The organism is Streptomyces sp. NPDC093801 (genome assembly GCF_040701585.1).
In the GTDB taxonomy this organism is placed as follows: Bacteria; Actinomycetota; Actinomycetes; order Streptomycetales; family Streptomycetaceae; genus Streptomyces.
On record NZ_JBFBDP010000009.1, the window covers coordinates 87907 to 104909 of the forward strand.

Genomic DNA, 17003 nt, shown 5'->3' on the forward strand with positions numbered 1-17003 from the left:
CCGGCAAGTGCGCCACCGTCGCCGGCGGCACCACCACCGACAACAACCACCCGCTCGTCCAGTTCGACTGCGACACCCACCCCTCGCGACGCTGGAACGTCACGAACGAGGACGACGGCACCTTCCAGATCGTCAACGAACAGACCGGCAAGTGCGCCACCGTCGCCGGCGGCACCACCACCGACAACAACCACCCGCTCGTCCAGTTCGACTGCGACACCCACCCCTCGCGACGCTGGCGCATCACGAACGGGGACGGCTCTTCGTTCCAGATCGTCAACGCGGGGACGGGGAAGTGCGCCACCGTCGCGGGCGGCACCACCACGGCCAACAACCACCCGCTGGTGCAGTTCGACTGCGACAGCCACCCCTCGCGACGCTGGTTCCTGCGGCTCGCGCAGTAGCCGTCCGGCCCGCGGAACGACCGGGTGCCCTCCCGCTCAGGCGGGAGGGCACCCGGTCGTGACCGACGGGGCCGGGCCCGCGAGGGTCAGTTGTGGCTGTGCAGGACCTCGTTGAGGCCGCCCCAGTTCGCCTTGTACGGGCGGGCCTCGACGGCGCCGGTGACCGAGTTGCGGCGGAAGAGGATGTTGTCGGCGCCGGAGAGCTCCAGGGCCTTGACGACCTGGCCGTCCGGCAGGGTCACCCGGGTGCCGGCGGTGACGTAGAGGCCCGCCTCGACGACGCACTCGTCGCCGAGCGCGATGCCGATGCCCGCCTCGGCGCCGATCAGGGTGCGCTCGCCGATCGAGATGATCTGCTTGCCGCCGCCCGAGAGCGTGCCCATGGTGGACGCGCCGCCGCCGATGTCGGAGCCGTCGCCGACGACGACGCCCGCCGAGATGCGGCCCTCGACCATGGAGGTGCCCAGGGTGCCGGCGTTGAAGTTGACGAAGCCCTCGTGCATCACGGTGGTGCCCTCGGCGAGGTGCGCGCCGAGGCGGACGCGGTCCGCGTCGGCGATGCGCACGCCCTTGGGCGCGACGTAGTCGGTCATCCGGGGGAACTTGTCGATCGAGGTGACCTGGAGGTGCAGGCCCTCGGCGCGGGCGTTCAGCCGGACGGTCTCGACCCGGTCGACGGCGACGGGGCCGAGGGAGGTCCAGGCGACGTTGGCCAGCAGGCCGAAGACGCCGTCCAGGTTCTGGCCGTGCGGCTTGACCAGACGGTGGCTGAGCAGGTGCAGGCGCAGGTACGCGTCGTGCGCGTCCAGCGGCTTGTCCTCCAGGGAGGCGATCACGGTGCGGACGGCTACGACCTCGACCCCGCGGACCGCGTCCGAGCGGACGGCCTTGGCCGCGGCGGCGCCGAGGAGCTCCACGGCCTGCTCGGCGGTGAGGCGCTCGGTGCCGGCCGGGCCGGGCTCGGCGGAGAGCTCGGGGGCGGGGAACCAGGTGTCGAGGACGGTGCCGTCGGCGGCGAGGGTGGCAAGTCCGGCGGCGACGGCGCCGGTGGTACGCGTAGCAGTCATGCCCGAAACCTAACCGGCGACGGGCCGCGGCCGCGAACCGGTCTCATGTGCCGGGCGCGCGCCGGGCCGCCCCTCCTCCTGCCGGGCGGCCTCCGCCGCCGCCCGCCCCTGCCGCCGGGACAGCCGGATCAGCACCGCCCCGGCGCCGGCGGCCAGCGCCGCGCACAGCGGCCACAGCAGCCAGGGGGCCGCCGCGTACAGGGCCCCGCCGGCCGGCGGGGCGAGGACGGTCCCGCTGACCGAGACCCCGGCGTACAGGCTCTGGAACCGTCCGACGGCGTGCGCGGGGGCCTGGTCGGCGACGTACGCGGTGGCGGTGGTCTTGTAGAGGATCTCGCCGAGGCTGACGAGCACCATCATGGCGACGGCGGTGGCCGCCCCCGCGCCGATCAGCAGCGCGCCGTACCCGGCGCCGACGAGCACCAGCCCGGTGCCGGTGACGGCCAGCGGCGGCCTGGTCCGCAGGGCGACGGCGGCGGGCAGCTCCAGCAGCAGGATGACGGCCCCGTTGACGGCGATGACCAGCCCGAAGGCGCGGACGTCGAGGCCGTGGTCGGCGAGGAAGACCGGGAAGGTGAAGTACTGCTGGCGGTAGACCGTGTCCGCGACGAGGATCGCGCCCAGCAGCACCAGGACGGCGGGCCTCGCCCGCAGTTCGGCCCACACCCCGCCGCGGCCCCGACCCCCGTCCGGGGCCGCGGCGGGGGTGCGGGCCGCACCGCGCGCCGGGACGACGCGGGCGGTCCAGAGGGCGAAGAAGAGGGTGCCGAGGCCGTCCGCGAGGAAGAGCCAGTCGTACGAGAGCCCGGCCGCGACCAGGGCGCCGAGCGGCGGGCCGAGGGTGAAGCCGCCGTTGGACACGCACCGTACGACGGCGAAGGCCTGCCGGCGGGCGCCTTCGGGGACGGTGACCGCGACCAGCGCGGAGTTGGCCGCCCGCACCACGCCGTTCGCGTACTGGGCCAGCGGCAGGGCGGCGTAGAGCAGTGGCGTCGGCAGCAGCGGCAGGGTCGTCAGGGTCAGCCCGCCGAGCGCGGATGCGGCGAGCAGGACGCGGCGGTGGCCGAAGCGGTCGCCGTACCAGCCGCCGGTGAAGTTCCCGGCCACCAGGCCGATGCCGCCGATGCCGGTGACCACGCCGGCCTGCGCGGCGCCGAGGCCGCGCGGGCCGGTCAGGTAGAGGAAGACGAAGACGAAGGTGAAGCCGACGACGGCGTTGACGAACACCCCCGCAGCCAGCAGCCACACGACCCTCGGTACGTCCTTGAACCCCTGCAGCACACCCGTGCCCCCCTCGCCCGATCGAGTAAGTTCCTTTTGGGAACGGACTATGTCAGCATGACAGCCTTGGGTCAACGGACAAAGGAGTTCCCATGGCCCAGCGCACGCACCTCGGCGACGCGGACTGCTCCATCGCCCAGGCCCTCGACGTGGTGGGCGACTGGTGGACGCTGCTGATCGTGCGCGACACCGCGCGCGGGCTGTACCGCTTCGACGAGCTCCAGCGGGAGCTGGGGGTGTCCCGCAAGGTGCTCGCCGAGCGGCTGAAGCTGCTGGTCGAGGCCGGGGTGCTGACGCGCGAGCCGTACCAGGAGCGCCCGGTGCGGCACGAGTACCGGCTGACCCCGCGCGGGCGGGGGCTGCTGCCGGTCCTGGTGGCCCTCCAGGACTGGGGTGACACCTGGGTCCTGGGAGAGGGAGAGATGACCGCCACGACGGAGGAGTCCTCGAAGGAGGCCGCACGGGTCCACGCGCTGCGCGGCACCCGGCTGCCGGAGCTGCTGCTGCCGGACCGTTTCGGCGAGGTCCGCGACCCGGTGGCGGACACCCCGTTCACCGTCCTGTACTGCTTTCCCGGCGCGTACGCCCGGGCCGAGTCCTATCCGCCCGGATGGGGCGGGATCCCGGGGGCCAGGGGCTGCACGCTGGAGTCGTGCACCTTCCGCGACCAGCTCGCGGAGTTCACCGCGGCCGGCGCCACCGTCCACGGCGTCTCCACCCAGCGGCCGGACGAGCAGCGGGAGTTCGCCGAGCAGGAGCGGCTGCGCTTCCCGCTGCTGTCGGACGCGGACCTGGAGCTGGTGACGGCCCTGCGCCTGCCGACGTTCCGCGCGGCGGGGGTGAGCCGGATCAAACGGCTGACGCTGGTGGTGGACCGGGACCGCACGGTGCGCGAGGTGTTCTATCCCGTTCGGGACATCGAGGCGAGCGTCTCCGCTGCACTGGAGGCCGTGCGCTCGGCGGTGTAGCGGGGGCCGCTGCGCGGAGCCGTCTCCCCGCCCCGCCCTCTCACCGTTTCCCGGGGCTCCGCCCCGGACCCCGCGCCTCGAACGCCGGCGGGGCTGGACCCTGCCACTGCGCGGCAATTCCAGCCCGCCGGGCGGCAGGCCTAGACGGGGCGGACTACGCGGGTCAGGATTTCGCGGGTGTAGGGCTCGTCGTACGGTGTGCCCGTCAGCAGGACCTGGAGGCCGATGCCGTCCATGACCGCCACCAGCGCCCGCGCCGTGACGGGGTCGGTGTGGCCCGCCAGGGCCTCGACGACGGCCTCGCACCACTCGGCGGCGACCGGCCGCAGTGCGGGCCGGCGCAGGGCCGCCAGGTAGAGCTCGTACTCCAGCTCGGCCCGCCCCCGGTCGGCGGCCAGGAACTCCCCCAGCAGCCGGGCCAGCGCCCCCGCGAGGTCCTCGCCCTCGCGCAGGGCGAGGACCGGGGCCGAGGTCTCGTTGGCCTGCCGCAGGGCCGCCACCAGCAGGTCGTCCAGGGTCTTGAAGTGGTACGTCGTCGAGCCCAGCGGCACGTCCGCCTCCGCGGCGACGCTGCGGTGGCTCAGCCCGGCGATGCCCTTGGCGCCGACCACCCTGATCGCGGCGTCGATGATGCGCTGCCGGCGCTCGGGGTCGTACCGGCGCACCGCGGCCGCCATCAGTGGGTCGCCCCGCCCAGGTTGAGCAGGACCACCCCGGCGATGACCAGCACGATCCCGGCGATCTTCGCGGCGGTGGCGGCCTCGCCCATGAACACCATGCCGATGGCGGCGATGGCGGCGGTGCCGACCCCGGCCCAGATCGCGTACGCCGTGCCGACCGACATCGACTTGAGGGTCTGGGCGAGCAGGGTGAAGGCGACGACGTAGCCCAGCAGGGTGCCGAGGGAGGGCCACAGCCGGGTGAAGCCCTCGCTGTACTTCATCGCGGTGGTGCCGGCGACCTCGGCGGCTATGGCCATGGCAAGCAGTACGTAGGGCATGTGTACGACAGTACACATCGATGCGTACACATGTACACACGCAGACCCCGGGACACCGGCGCGCATCGGGGCTACGGTGTCCCCACTCAGGGGACAGGGGGCCGCTCATGGCGATGCAGCAGGGGACCCGCGGCGGCTGGCTGCCCCCGCACCGGCCCGGGCCCGGCGTGGTGCCACTGCGCCCCCTGGGGACCTCCGACATCCTCGGCGGCGCCCTCGCCGCCCTGCGCCGCTACGGCGGCCCCCTGTGCGGCGCCCTGCTGCTGGGCCAGCTGACGGCCGGGCTCGTGGTCACCGCGGCGGCCGGCGCGGCCACCCTGGCCTCCCTCAGCCCGAGGTCCGGCAGCCGGGTCTTCGTCTGGACCCTCTTCCCGGCGGCGGGCCTGTTCCTGCTGTTCACCTGCGCGCTGGCCACCGCCCTGATCGCGGCGCTGCTGCGACCGGCGGTCCTGGGCCGCGCGGTGACCGCGCCGGGGCTGCTGCGGGCCGCCCTGCCCCGCACCCCGGCCGTGCTCGGCGCCCAGCTGCTGGCCCTGCTGGCCGTGGCCGGGCCCCTCGCGGTCCTGGTCGCGCTGGGACTGCCGCCCCTGGCGGTGCTCCCCCTCGCCCCCGTGGCCCTCTGGCTGGGGGTGCTGTCCGCCCTGGCGCCGACCGCCGCCGGATACGAGGGGCTCGGCCCGGTGGCGGCGCTGCGGCGCTCGGGCCGCCTGGTGCGCGGGGCGTGGTGGCGGACCCTGGCCGTGACCGCCCCGGCCGTGGTGTTCACCGGGGCGGCGGCGTACGCGCTGCTGCTGTGGTTCGGTCTGCCGGGGGCCCTGTCGGCACTGGTCCTGCTCCCGGCGTTCCCGCAGCTGCCGGCCGGCCTGCTCTACGTGGACCGCCGCATCCGCCGCGAGCACCTCGCCGAGGCCCTCGCGACGGATCCGCGGCCGGCCGGACCGGCCTGAGCCGGGCTCAGTTCAGCGTGAACCAGGCGGCGCGGGACTTCTTGAACTCCGGGTGCGTGAGGTCCTTGGCCTCGATGCCGTCCCCGTAGAGGTCGGCGGAGCCGCTGTCGGTGATCAGCTGCACCCGCGCGCCCGGCACCGACAGGTCCGGGACCTCCACGATGGCCTCCCAGCCGCCGGGGTCGGTGGTCGGCAGGTCGGCCCGCTTGACGGGGGCGTGGCCGGCGACGCCGTCCCACTGGTACAGGGCGTAGGGGTCGGAGTTGTCGTCGGCCGCCCAGGAGCCGGCCAGGATCAGGTACTGGTCCTGCGCGTTCTTGCGGATGTCGCGGACCGACAGCCCGCCGAGGTCCAGCTCGATCGCGGAACCGAACGTCGCCGAGGCGCCGTTGGAGAGCACCTGGTCGAAGTCGGTGACCGGCACCAGCAGTGCCTTGCCGCCCGGGACCGCGGGGGCGAGCGGGGCGCGGAAGCCCACGTAGGCGGTGGTGGTGGAGCCGGGGGCGAACTCCAGGCCCTCCACGTTGAACCCGTCGATCTGCTTGGGCGCCTGGCCCGTCGCCGTGCCCGCCGCGAAGCCGTAGCGGTTCCCGTTCGCCGCGTCCCAGGCGACCAGGTCCTCGCGCAGGTGCTTGTACGAGCGCCCGTAGGCGAGCTGCGTGGCGGAGCCGGAGCCGCTGACGGTGGTGGTGAACACCGTGTTGCGCGGGGCCTTGTACTCGCCGTCCTTGTTGTTGCCGAGCGAGCCGGTCCAGTAGACGGTGTTGCCGATCCGGGTGGCGCCCTCGATGTCCACCTCCTTGGTGACGCCGAGCTGGGAGCTGAAGTCCCAGGTGCGCACGGGGGCGTCGGAGCGGGAGCGGTCGTACAGGCGCAGCACGTTGTTCTCGTCGTCCGCGACGACGGTGTAGCCGCCGCCGACGTCCACGGCCGCGGAGGAGTCCGAGGCGCCGCTGAAGTAGCGGGCGTCGGCCGGGTTCCGGACCGCGGCGGAGGCGGCGTAGGAAAGGGTCTTGGTGGCGGTCTTGCCGCCGAGCCCGGTGACCTTGACCGTCAGGCTGGTGTAGCCGCGACCGTGCGCGGTCACGGCCAGTCGGCGCACGGCCCCGGTGCCGGTGACCGTGACGTCGCCGGTGCCGGCGACGGAGGCCTTGCTGGAGGCGGAGGCGCTGACGGTCAGCGCGGAGACGTCGGCGCCGCTCTGGCCGACGGTCACGTCGACGGTCTGGTCGCCGACGCCGTTGACGGACCCGGACAGGTGGCCGGCGGACAGCGCGATGGTCGGGGTCCCGTAGGTGACCGCGTGCGCGGGCATCACCGTCGCGGCGACGATCAGTGCGGCGACCCCCGCGGTACTCGCGATTCCGAGCTGCTTCTTCAAGGTGGCGTCCTCTCCCTCACGGGTCACGGCGTCACTCCGTGACGGCCGTCGAGAAGATTCGGCCACCCTGGCCAACGTCCGGTGCACACCGGTCGTCCGCCGCAAGAACAGGGAGGGCCCCCGGCACGACCGTGCCGGGGGCCCTCCTGTGGACCGCGTGGGTCAGACGTTGAAGCCGAGCGCGCGCAGCTGCTCACGGCCGTCGTCCGTGATCTTGTCCGGGCCCCACGGCGGCATCCAGACCCAGTTGATGCGGAGCTCGTTGACGATGCCCTCCGTCGCCGACTTCGCCTGGTCCTCGATGACGTCCGTCAGCGGGCAGGCCGCCGAGGTCAGGGTCATGTCGAGGGTGGCGATGTTCGCGTCGTCGATGTGGATGCCGTAGATCAGGCCCAGGTTGACGACGTCGATGCCCAGCTCGGGGTCGACCACGTCGTAGAGGGCCTCGCGGACCTCCTCCTCGGTGGCCGGCTTGATCGACGCCTCGGGCGTCGCGTTCTCGGTCATGCCGTCTTCCTCTCCGCGTCGCCCAGTACCTGGGCGGTCGCGTCCTTCCACGCCATCCAGCTCAGCAGAGCACACTTCACACGCGCCGGATACTTGGAGACACCGGCGAACGCCACCGCGTCCTCCAGCACCTCCTCCATCTCCTCGTCCGGCTCGATCTTGCCCTTGGACTGCATCAGCTCCAGGAACACGCCCTGGATCTTCTGCGCCTCGGACAGCTCCTTGCCGACCAGCAGCTCGTTCAGCACGGACGCGCTGGCCTGGCTGATGGAGCAGCCCTGGCCCTCGTAGGAGACGTCGGTGAGCGTCTCGCCGTCGTACTTCACGCGGAGCGTGATCTCGTCGCCGCACGTCGGGTTGACGTGGTGCACCTCGGCGTCACCGTCGCGCAGGCCACGCCCGTGCGGGTGCTTGTAGTGGTCCAGGATCAGTTCCTGGTACATCGAATCCAGCTTCACAGCGTCCTCGTCCTCGTGGCCCTCGGTCAGCCGAAGAAGTTCCGTACGTGCTCCAGCCCGTCGACCAGCGCGTCGACGTCGGCCGGAGAGGAGTACAGGTAGAAAGACGCCCGCGTGGTCGCGGGAATTCCGTAGCGCAGGCAGACGGGGCGCGCGCAGTGGTGTCCCACGCGTACCGCGATGCCCTGCTCGTCCAGGACCTGGCCCACGTCGTGCGGGTGGATGTCACCGAGCACGAAGGAGATCGCCGCGCCGCGGTCCTCGGCCGTGGTGGGGCCGATGATCCGCAGGTCGGGCACCTCCTGGAGGCGCTTGACCGCGTACTCGGTGATCGCGTGCTCGTGCGCCGCGATCTTGTCCATGCCGATCGAGGTCAGGTAGTCCACGGCCGCGCCGAGGCCGACGGCCTGGGCGATCGGGGGCGTGCCCGCCTCGAACTTGTGGGGGGCGGGGGCGTACGTCGACGAGTGCATCGAGACGGTCTCGATCATCTCGCCGCCGCCGAGGAACGGGGGCAGGTCCTCCAGGAGCTCCTGGCGGCCCCACAGGACGCCGATGCCGGTCGGGCCGCACATCTTGTGGCCGGTGAAGGCCACGAAGTCGGCGCCGAGCGCCTGCACGTCCAGCGGCATGTGCGGAGCGGCCTGCGAGGCGTCGATCAGCACCAGCGCGCCGACCTCCTGCGCCCGCCGGACGATCGCCTCGACCGGATTGACGGTGCCCAGGATGTTGGAGACCAGCGTGAAGGAGACGATCTTCGTCTTCTCCGTGATGACCTCTTCGATGTTGGACAGGTCGAGCCGGCCGTCGTCGGTGAGGCCGAACCACTTCAGCTTCGCGCCCGTGCGCTGCGCGAGCAGCTGCCACGGCACGATGTTGGAGTGGTGCTCCATCTCCGTGATGGCGATCTCGGTCTCGCGGTCGACCCGGTAGGGCTCGTCGGCCCAGCCGAGCATGTTCGCGACCAGGTTGAGCGACTCCGAGGCGTTCTTGGTGAAGATCACCTCGTCGCGGCTCGGCGCGTTGATGAAGGCGGCGACCTTGTCACGGGCGCCCTCGTACAGTGCCGTGGCCTCCTCGGCGAGCACGTGCACGCCGCGGTGGACGTTGGCGTTGTGCCGCTCGTAGTAGGCGTTCAGCGCGTCGAGCACCTGGCGCGGCTTCTGCGAGGTCGCCGCGTTGTCCAGGTAAACGATCTTCTTCCCGTCGTGGACCACACGATCCAGCAGGGGGAAGTCCTTGCGGATCGCCTCGATGTCGAGGAGGCCAGGCAGCTGTGTCACGCGGTCGCGCCACCCTTCACGTACTTGTCGTAGCCCTCGTTCTCCAGCTGGTCGGCGAGCTCGGCGCCGCCGGACTCGGCGATGCGGCCGTTCGCGAACACGTGCACGAAGTCGGGCTTGATGTAGCGCAGGATGCGCGTGTAGTGGGTGATCAGCAGGGTGCCGACCTCACCGGTCTCGCGGACGCGGTTGACGCCCTCGGAGACGATGCGCAGGGCGTCGACGTCGAGGCCGGAGTCGGTCTCGTCGAGGATCGCGATCTTCGGCTTGAGGAGCTCCAGCTGGAGGATCTCGTGGCGCTTCTTCTCACCGCCGGAGAAGCCCTCGTTGACGTTGCGCTCGGCGAAGGCCGGGTCCATCTGGAGCTGCTCCATGGCGGACTTGACCTCCTTCACCCAGGTGCGCAGCTTGGGGGCCTCGCCGCGGATGGCGGTGGCGGAGGTGCGCAGGAAGTTGGAGACCGAGACGCCGGGGACCTCGACCGGGTACTGCATGGCGAGGAAGACGCCGGCGCGGGCGCGCTCGTCGACGGACATCTCCAGGACGTCCTCGCCGTCGAGGGTCACGGAGCCACCGGTGATGGTGTACTTCGGGTGACCGGCGAGGGAGTACGCCAGGGTGGACTTGCCGGAGCCGTTCGGGCCCATGATGGCGTGCGTCTCACCCTGCTTGACCGTCAGGTCGACGCCCTTGAGGATCTCGCGGGCGCCGTTCTCGGCCTCGACGGAGACGTGCAGGTCGTGGATTTCAAGCGTTGCCATGGGTACCTCAGGACTCCTGGGTGAGGGAGACGAGCACGTCGTCCCCTTCGATCTTTACGGGGTAAACGGGGACGGGGCGCGTCGCGGGCAGACCGGAGGGCTTGCCGGTGCGCAGGTCGAAGGCCGACCCGTGCAGCCAGCACTCGATCATGCAGTCCTCGACCTCACCCTCCGAGAGCGAGACGTTCGCGTGCGAGCAGATGTCGTTGATCGCGAACACCTCCCCCTCGGTGGAGACGATGGACACCGGCGTGCCGTCGAGTTCCACCCGCTTGGGGGTGTTCTCCTCCAGCTCGCTCAGCGCGCAGGCCTTGACGTACGTCATCAGACGGCCGCCGCCAGCTCGGCCTCGATCTTCGCGATGAGGCGCTCCTCGATGTCCTCGACGCCGATCTGCTGGACGAGCTCGGCGAAGAAGCCGCGCACGACCAGGCGGCGGGCCTCGTCGGCCGGGATGCCTCGGGCCTGGAGGTAGAAGAGCTGCTCGTCGTCGAAGCGGCCGGTGGCCGAGGCGTGGCCGGCGCCGACGATCTCGCCCGTCTCGATCTCCAGGTTCGGCACCGAGTCGACGCGCGCGCCGTCCGTCAGGACGAGGTTGCGGTTCATCTCGTAGGTGTCGGTGCCCTCGGCGGACTTCTCGATGAGGACGTCGCCGATCCAGACCGCGTGGGCGTCCTGGCCCTGGAGCGCGCCCTTGTAGACCACGTTGGACTTGCAGTGCGGGGCGTCGTGCGTGACCAGGAGGCGGTGCTCCTGGTGCTGGCCGGCGTCCGTGAAGTACAGGCCGAGCATCTCGGCCTCGCCGCCGGGGCCCGCGTAGGTGACGCGCGGGTGCAGGCGGACGAGGTCGCCGCCGAAGGTCACGACGACGGACTTGAAGCTCGCGTCGCGGCCGATGAGGGCGTTGTGCTGCGAGGTGTGGACCGCGGTGTCGTCCCAGTCCTGGACCGACACGAAGGTCACCTTGGCGCCGTCGCCGACGAGGATGTCGACGTTGGCGGCGCGCACGCCGTCACCGGTGTGGTCGATCACGATGATCGCCTCGGCGAACGGCTTGACGTCGAAGACGGTGTGCCCGAAGGTCGTGCCGCCCTCACCGTGCAGCGCGACCCGGATGGGCTCGGCGAGCACGGTCTCCTTGGGCACGGTGACGACCGTGGCCTTGGCGAACGAGGAGAAGGCCTGGGCGGCGACCCGGTCGACGGGGGTGCCGGCCTTGCCGATCCGCTCGTCGTCGCGCTCGACGGACTCGACCGTGACGCCCTCGGGGGCGTCGATCTGGGCCTTCATGGTGCCGTTGGCGACCGCGGTGCCGTCGTGCAGGCCCTTGAGGCGGGCCAGCGGGGTGAACCGCCACTCCTCCTCGCGGCCGTGCGGGACCGGGAAGTCGGCCACGTCGAAGGACGGGGGCGCGCTCATCCGGGTGGCGACGGTGGACTCGGCGGCCACCGCGATCGCGCCGGCGGTGGTGGAGCCCGCCGGAATGTTCTGAGCCTCAGCCATGGCTGTCGTTCTGCTCTCTTCCTACGTCAAAGAATGTGCTGCGGGTGGGACGGGCGGTCGGGACTAGCCGACCGAGCCCTCCATCTGCAGCTCGATCAGCCGGTTCAGCTCCAGCGCGTACTCCATCGGCAGCTCCTTCGCAATCGGCTCGACGAAGCCGCGCACGATCATGGCCATGGCCTCGAACTCGGTGAGGCCGCGCTGCATGAGGTAGAAGAGCTGGTCGTCGGAGACCTTGGAGACGGTGGCCTCGTGGCCCATCGTCACGTCGTCCTCGCGGACGTCGACGTAGGGGTAGGTGTCCGAGCGGGAGATGGTGTCGACCAGGAGCGCGTCGCACAGCACGTTGGACTTGGAGCCCGAAGCGCCCTCGCCGATCTCGACCAGGCCGCGGTAGGAGGTGCGGCCGCCGCCGCGCGCCACCGACTTGGAGACGATGTTCGAGGAGGTGTTCGGCGCCATGTGGACCATCTTGGAGCCGGCGTCCTGGTGCTGGCCCTCGCCCGCGAAGGCGATGGACAGGGTCTCGCCCTTGGCGTGCTCGCCCATCAGGTAGACGGCCGGGTACTTCATGGTGACCTTGGAACCGATGTTGCCGTCGATCCACTCCATGGTCGCGCCCTCGTACGCCACGGCGCGCTTGGTGACCAGGTTGTAGACGTTGTTCGACCAGTTCTGGATGGTCGTGTAGCGGCAGCGGCCGCCCTTCTTCACGATGATCTCGACCACGGCGCTGTGCAGCGAGTCCGAGGAGTAGATCGGGGCGGTGCAGCCCTCGACGTAGTGGACGTAGGCGTCCTCGTCGACGATGATCAGCGTCCGCTCGAACTGGCCCATGTTCTCCGTGTTGATGCGGAAGTAGGCCTGCAGCGGGATGTCCACGTGGACACCCTTGGGGACGTAGATGAAGGAGCCGCCCGACCACACGGCCGTGTTCAGCGAAGCGAACTTGTTGTCGCCGACCGGGATGACCGTGCCGAAGTACTCCTGGAAGAGCTCCGGGTGCTCCTTGAGCGCGGTGTCGGTGTCCAGGAAGATGACGCCCTGCTGCTCCAGGTCCTCGCGGATCTGGTGGTAGACGACCTCGGACTCGTACTGGGCCGCGACACCGGCGACGAGGCGCTGCTTCTCCGCCTCCGGGATGCCGAGCTTGTCGTACGTGTTCTTGATGTCCTCCGGCAGGTCCTCCCAGGACTCGGCCTGCTTCTCGGTGGAGCGCACGAAGTACTTGATGTTGTCGAAGTCGATGCCCGAGAGGTCGGAGCCCCACTTCGGCATGGGCTTCTTGTCGAACAGCTTGAGGCCCTTGAGGCGGAGCTTCAGCATCCACTCCGGCTCGGACTTCTTCGCCGAGATGTCGCGGACGACGTCCTCGGACAGACCCCGCTTGGCGGCGGCGCCGGCCGCGTCGGAGTCGGCCCAGCCGTACTCGTAGTTGCCCAGACCCTCGAGCTCAGGGTGAGCAGTCTCCGTGGTCATGCGGGGTTCCTCCCGGCCGTACTTGCAGATGCTGATGTGTCGTGCTGTGCCGCGCTTCGCGGAATGAACGTGGTGCACACCCCGTCGCCGTGGGCGATCGTGGCGAGGCGCTGCACGTGCGTCCCGAGCAGGCGGGAGAAGACCTCGGTCTCCGCCTCGCAGAGCTGCGGGAACTGCTCGGCGACGTGTGCGACCGGGCAGTGGTGCTGACAGAGCTGTTCACCGCTGTGCGGACCGGGAGCGCTCTTCGCCGTAGCAGCGTACCCGTCCGCGGTCAACGCCTTCGCGAGGGCCTCGGTGCGGTCCGAGGGTGCGGCCGCGTCCAGGGCTTCCCGGTAGGCCTCCGCCTGTGAGGCCATCCTCGCCCGGGCGAAGGCGGCGACGGCCGCCTCGCCCTTCTCCCCGCCGCCGACGGACTGCGCGATCCAGCGCAGGGCGTCCGCGGCGAGCGTGTCGTAGGACTGGTCGAAGGCATCGCGCCCACAGTCGGTGAGTGCGAAGACCTTGGCCGGCCGGCCCCGGGTGCGTGCGCCGTACACACGCTGCTCACGGGGTGCGACCACGTCGTCGGCGACGAGCGTGTCGAGGTGGCGGCGGACGGCGGCCTGGGTGAGGCCGAGACGCTGCGCGAGGTCGGCGACGGTGGAGGGACCGTGGTCCAGGATGGACCTCGCGACCCGGTTGCGGGTTGACCGCTCACCGGTCGCGAGCTCCCCCTGGGGGGCCTCGCTCGTCCGTTCGCCGTATTTCACAACGCCATTGTTGCGTAATTACCGGAGCCCCGACAAGCCGTGACCGACGCCACTCCTGGTGTCCTCTATCACTAAGGGTTACCTAATCTGTCGACGGAGAGTGAGCAAGAGGGCCGGGTCCCACCGCTCCTGGCCAGCGACGATGTACAGGAGGGGGAACCTTCCCCCGGCGCCCGTGGACGCCCCTGCCGCTCCGTAGACTCACCCGCATGAGCAACGACCCCGCCGTGGAGATCCGCGGACTGGTGAAACGGTACGGATCGAAAACGGCGGTCGACGGCCTGGACCTCACCGTGCCCGGCGCCGCGGTCACCGCGGTCCTGGGGCCCAACGGCGCCGGGAAGACCACCACCGTCGAGACCTGCGAGGGCTACCTCCGCCCCGACGCCGGCACCGTCCGCGTCCTGGGCCTCGACCCGGTGGCCGAGGCCCGGGCCCTGCGCCCGCGCGTCGGCGTGATGCTCCAGTCCGGCGGGATCTACTCCGGCGCCCGCGCCGTCGAGATGCTGCGCCACACGGCGAAGCTGTACGCCGACCCGCTGGACGTCGACGCCCTGGTCGAGCGCCTCGGCCTCGGCGGCTGCGGCCGCACCCCCTACCGCCGGCTCTCCGGCGGCCAGCAGCAGCGCCTCTCCCTGGCCATGGCCGTCGTCGGCCGCCCCGAGCTGGTCTTCCTGGACGAGCCCACCGCCGGCCTCGACCCGCAGGCCCGCCGCGCGACCTGGGACCTCGTGCGCGAGCTGCGCGCCGACGGGGTCGCCGTCGTCCTCACCACCCACCACATGGACGAGGCCGAGCAGCTCGCCGACGAGGTCGCCATCGTGGACGCCGGCCGGGTCATCGCCCACGGCAGCCCCGAGCAGCTGTGCCGCGGAGGCGCCGAGAACACCCTGCGCTTCTCCGGCCGCCCCTCCCTCGACCTCGCCTCCCTGCTGAAGGCCCTGCCCGACGGCACCGAGGCCGCCGAGCTCCTGCCGGGCTCCTACCGGGTCACCGGCGACGTGGACCCGCAGATGCTGGCCACCGTCACCTCCTGGTGCGCCCAGCACGGGGTGATGCCCAGCAGCCTCACCGTGGAACGGCACACCCTCGAGGACGTCTTCCTCGAACTGACCGGCAAGGAGCTGCGCGCATGAGCGCGGGTACGTTCACCCCCCGGCCGGGGGCCGCGCCGGTCGCCCGGATGATCTGGGCGCAGACCGCGCTGGAGACCCGGATGCTGCTGCGCAACGGGGAGCAGCTGCTGCTGACCGTGATCATCCCGGCGCTGCTGCTGACGCTGTTCTCCGTCGTCGACGTCGTGGACACCGGCGCGGGGGAGCCGGTGGACTTCCTGGCCCCGGGCGTCCTGGCGCTCGCCGTGATGTCCACCGCCTTCACCGGCCAGGCCATCGCCACCGGCTTCGACCGCCGCCACGGGGTGCTCAAGCGGCTCGGGGCCTCCCCGCTGCCGCGGTGGGCGCTGATGGCCGCCAAGACCCTGTCGGTGCTGTTCACCGAGGTGCTCCAGATCGCCCTGCTGACGGTGATCGCCCTCGCGCTGGGATGGTCCCCGCACGGGAACCCGCTGTCCGTCGCCGCGCTGGTCCTGCTGGGCACCGCCGCCTTCTCCGGGCTCGGGCTGCTGATGGCGGGCACCCTCAAGGCCGAGGTGACGCTGGCCGCCGCGAACCTGGTGTTCCTGCTGCTGCTGGTCGGCGGCGGGGTGATCGTGCCGCTGGAGAAGTTCCCCGGCGCGGTGCAGGACGTGCTCGGGCTGCTGCCCGTCTCGGCGCTCTCCGACGGGCTGCGCGCGGTGCTCCGCGACGGGGCCGCGCTGCCCTGGGGCGACGCGGCGGTGCTGGCGGGCTGGGCGGTCCTGGGACTGGGCGCCGCCGCGAAGTGGTTCCGCTGGGAGTAGGGCCCGGCCCCGGCCCGCGGGGTCCCTGCGGGAGCGGCACGGCTCCCGCAGTGACGCGGCTCTCGGGGCGGCCGTCCGGCCGGCGGGAGTGAAACGCCGCCGCCGGTCGTTGGGCAGGCGGGAGGCCGACCACCTCCCGGGGACAGCGGATCGGCGACGCCGGGGGACGAAGGACATGGGGCAGCGAGAGGCCGTACTGCGGCTGGACGGGCAGTGGGCGCGGATCCGGTCGGGGGCCGCCCGGGCGGAGCCGGGCGAGGCCGACCGGCTGCTCGGCGAGCTGATCGGGGCCTTGCGCGAGCCCGCCCGGACCGACCCCGAGTGCGCGGCCCGGCTGGGCCTGCGGCTCGGCGACCTCGCCGCGCGCAGGTTCGCCGCCGGGGACCGGGCGGGGGCGCTGTCCGCGATCGAGGAGGGCCTGCGCCATGCGCAGCAGGCCGCGGGGCACGCGCCGGAGTACGCCCGCTGGTACGCGCGGGGCCTGATCAACCAGGGGGTCTGGCTGGCCTGGCCGCTGAGCGACGGGGCCCGGCTGCCCCGCCACCCGCTGGGCGAGGGGGCGGAGGAGGGCGCCGGCGCCATGGAGCGGGCGGCCGGCGAGCGCGCCCGCGACCTGACCCGGGCCGCCGTCGAGGTGTGGGCCGGGCTCGACCAGGACGACCCGGTCAACCGGCGCGGGCTCGCGCAGGCCAAGGTGTTCCTCGGGGACCGCCTCGCGGAGCTGGGCTTCGCCGCCGACGCCGTCGCCTGGGCGGTGGACGCCGAGAGCGGGTTCCGCCGGCTGCTGCTCGCCTCCCCCGGGCCCGAGGAGGCCCAGGAGGCGGAGGAGGCCCTGGACCACATCGGCCGCCAGCTGGAGCTGCGGCTGCGCTACCTGTCCTTCGACTCGCTGGCGGGCCTGCGCGCCGACGGGCTGCTGCCCGAGCGGCTGCTGCCGCAGGCGGTGGTGGCCGCCCGGATCCAGGGCGTGTCCGAGGAGGCGGTCGCCGCCCGGCTGGGGCTCGACGCCGAGCAGGTCGCGACCATGCTGGAGGTCACCCCCTGGCGCGCGGTGTGGCGCGTGGAGGTGCGCGGCGCCGACGGGCTCTGGGCCGTACAGCCCTCCCCCTGGCAGGGCTCCGCGGAGGTGCGGCAGCGGACGGCCGAGGACGTGGGGACGGAGGTGGTGCGGGGGTTCATGGAGTCCCCGCAGTACCCCGGGGACTCCGCCCTGTGGCGGGTGCGGTTGTGGTGGCACGAGGAGGGCGACCCGGCCGGAGCCCGGTTCCGCCTGGTCGTCGGACCGGACGCTCCCGCACCCACCCCCTCGTGA

General features: G+C 72.1%; 19 protein-coding genes. 6 read left to right on the forward strand and 13 right to left on the reverse strand.

What is annotated here, in order from left to right:
* Positions 1-404 (forward strand): RICIN domain-containing protein (locus AB0469_RS12225; RefSeq protein ID WP_366451250.1); only part of this gene is annotated, 404 nt, incomplete at its 5' end.
* Positions 405-490: 86 nt separating this feature from the next.
* On the opposite strand, the gene dapD is transcribed toward AB0469_RS12225, so the two are convergent.
* The gene (gene dapD, locus AB0469_RS12230) at positions 491-1471 is read right to left on the reverse strand and encodes a 2,3,4,5-tetrahydropyridine-2,6-dicarboxylate N-succinyltransferase (protein ID WP_366451252.1); all 981 of its coding nucleotides are present in this window, start codon (positions 1469-1471) and stop codon (positions 491-493) included.
* 9 nt (positions 1472-1480) lie between these two features.
* Positions 1481-2749, reverse strand: coding sequence for an MFS transporter (locus tag AB0469_RS12235; RefSeq protein WP_366451420.1), 1269 nt, complete (start codon positions 2747-2749; stop codon positions 1481-1483).
* Between the two features lie 95 nt (positions 2750-2844).
* Between AB0469_RS12235 and AB0469_RS12240 the strand changes: the two genes are divergently transcribed.
* Entirely contained in the window at positions 2845-3720 is an 876-nt protein-coding gene (locus AB0469_RS12240) for a winged helix-turn-helix transcriptional regulator (RefSeq protein WP_366451253.1), read from the forward strand.
* A gap of 140 nt (positions 3721-3860) precedes the next feature.
* Here AB0469_RS12240 and AB0469_RS12245 read toward each other — a convergent pair whose 3' ends face one another.
* Together AB0469_RS12245 and AB0469_RS12250 are read right to left on the reverse strand one after the other, a co-directional pair.
* On the reverse strand, positions 3861-4397 hold the full coding sequence (locus AB0469_RS12245) for a TetR family transcriptional regulator (protein ID WP_366451254.1): 537 nt from the start codon (positions 4395-4397) through the stop codon (positions 3861-3863).
* Complete coding sequence (locus tag AB0469_RS12250) at positions 4397-4720, reverse strand: multidrug efflux SMR transporter (RefSeq protein WP_366451255.1); 324 nt, start codon at positions 4718-4720, stop codon at positions 4397-4399. The genes AB0469_RS12245 and AB0469_RS12250 overlap by 1 nt, the downstream gene beginning before the upstream one ends.
* A 107-nt stretch (positions 4721-4827) precedes the next feature.
* Between AB0469_RS12250 and AB0469_RS12255 the strand changes: the two genes are divergently transcribed.
* Positions 4828-5667 carry a hypothetical protein gene (locus tag AB0469_RS12255; RefSeq protein ID WP_366451256.1) on the forward strand — a complete coding sequence of 280 codons (840 nt, stop codon included), beginning with the start codon at positions 4828-4830 and terminating at the stop codon, positions 5665-5667.
* 7 nt (positions 5668-5674) lie between these two features.
* On the opposite strand, the gene AB0469_RS12260 is transcribed toward AB0469_RS12255, so the two are convergent.
* The 9 genes from AB0469_RS12260 to AB0469_RS12300 all read right to left on the reverse strand — a co-directional run bounded on the left by AB0469_RS12260 (position 5675) and on the right by AB0469_RS12300 (position 13791).
* Complete coding sequence (locus AB0469_RS12260; RefSeq protein ID WP_366451421.1) at positions 5675-6982, reverse strand: DUF3616 domain-containing protein; 1308 nt, start codon at positions 6980-6982, stop codon at positions 5675-5677.
* Positions 6983-7210: 228 nt separating this feature from the next.
* Positions 7211-7555 carry a metal-sulfur cluster assembly factor gene (locus AB0469_RS12265; RefSeq protein ID WP_007263433.1) on the reverse strand — a complete coding sequence of 115 codons (345 nt, stop codon included), beginning with the start codon at positions 7553-7555 and terminating at the stop codon, positions 7211-7213.
* On the reverse strand, positions 7552-8013 hold the full coding sequence (gene sufU, locus AB0469_RS12270) for a Fe-S cluster assembly sulfur transfer protein SufU (protein WP_042820170.1): 462 nt from the start codon (positions 8011-8013) through the stop codon (positions 7552-7554). The genes AB0469_RS12265 and sufU overlap by 4 nt, the downstream gene beginning before the upstream one ends.
* 26 nt (positions 8014-8039) lie before the next feature.
* Positions 8040-9296 carry a cysteine desulfurase gene (locus AB0469_RS12275; RefSeq protein ID WP_366451257.1) on the reverse strand — a complete coding sequence of 419 codons (1257 nt, stop codon included), beginning with the start codon at positions 9294-9296 and terminating at the stop codon, positions 8040-8042.
* Positions 9293-10057 carry a Fe-S cluster assembly ATPase SufC gene (gene sufC / locus AB0469_RS12280; protein ID WP_042820168.1) on the reverse strand — a complete coding sequence of 255 codons (765 nt, stop codon included), beginning with the start codon at positions 10055-10057 and terminating at the stop codon, positions 9293-9295. Before sufC ends, AB0469_RS12275 begins: the two co-directional genes overlap by 4 nt.
* A gap of 7 nt (positions 10058-10064) precedes the next feature.
* Positions 10065-10382, reverse strand: a complete 318-nt coding sequence (locus AB0469_RS12285) for a bifunctional 3-phenylpropionate/cinnamic acid dioxygenase ferredoxin subunit (RefSeq protein ID WP_042820167.1) — start codon at positions 10380-10382, stop codon at positions 10065-10067.
* On the reverse strand, positions 10382-11560 hold the full coding sequence (gene sufD / locus AB0469_RS12290) for a Fe-S cluster assembly protein SufD (RefSeq protein WP_366451258.1): 1179 nt from the start codon (positions 11558-11560) through the stop codon (positions 10382-10384). Before sufD ends, AB0469_RS12285 begins: the two co-directional genes overlap by 1 nt.
* 63 nt (positions 11561-11623) lie before the next feature.
* Positions 11624-13039, reverse strand: a complete 1416-nt coding sequence (sufB, locus tag AB0469_RS12295) for a Fe-S cluster assembly protein SufB (protein ID WP_042820164.1) — start codon at positions 13037-13039, stop codon at positions 11624-11626.
* Positions 13036-13791, reverse strand: a complete 756-nt coding sequence (locus tag AB0469_RS12300; protein ID WP_366451259.1) for an ArsR family transcriptional regulator — start codon at positions 13789-13791, stop codon at positions 13036-13038. Before AB0469_RS12300 ends, sufB begins: the two co-directional genes overlap by 4 nt.
* A gap of 209 nt (positions 13792-14000) precedes the next feature.
* Here AB0469_RS12300 and AB0469_RS12305 point away from each other — a divergent pair, with 209 nt between their 5' ends.
* The 3 genes from AB0469_RS12305 to AB0469_RS12315 all read left to right on the forward strand — a co-directional run bounded on the left by AB0469_RS12305 (position 14001) and on the right by AB0469_RS12315 (position 17003).
* Complete coding sequence (locus AB0469_RS12305; RefSeq protein WP_366451260.1) at positions 14001-14927, forward strand: ABC transporter ATP-binding protein; 927 nt, start codon at positions 14001-14003, stop codon at positions 14925-14927.
* Positions 14924-15691, forward strand: coding sequence for an ABC transporter permease (locus tag AB0469_RS12310; RefSeq protein WP_366451261.1), 768 nt, complete (start codon positions 14924-14926; stop codon positions 15689-15691). Before AB0469_RS12305 ends, AB0469_RS12310 begins: the two co-directional genes overlap by 4 nt.
* A gap of 175 nt (positions 15692-15866) precedes the next feature.
* Positions 15867-17003 carry a hypothetical protein gene (locus AB0469_RS12315; RefSeq protein WP_366451262.1) on the forward strand — a complete coding sequence of 379 codons (1137 nt, stop codon included), beginning with the start codon at positions 15867-15869 and terminating at the stop codon, positions 17001-17003.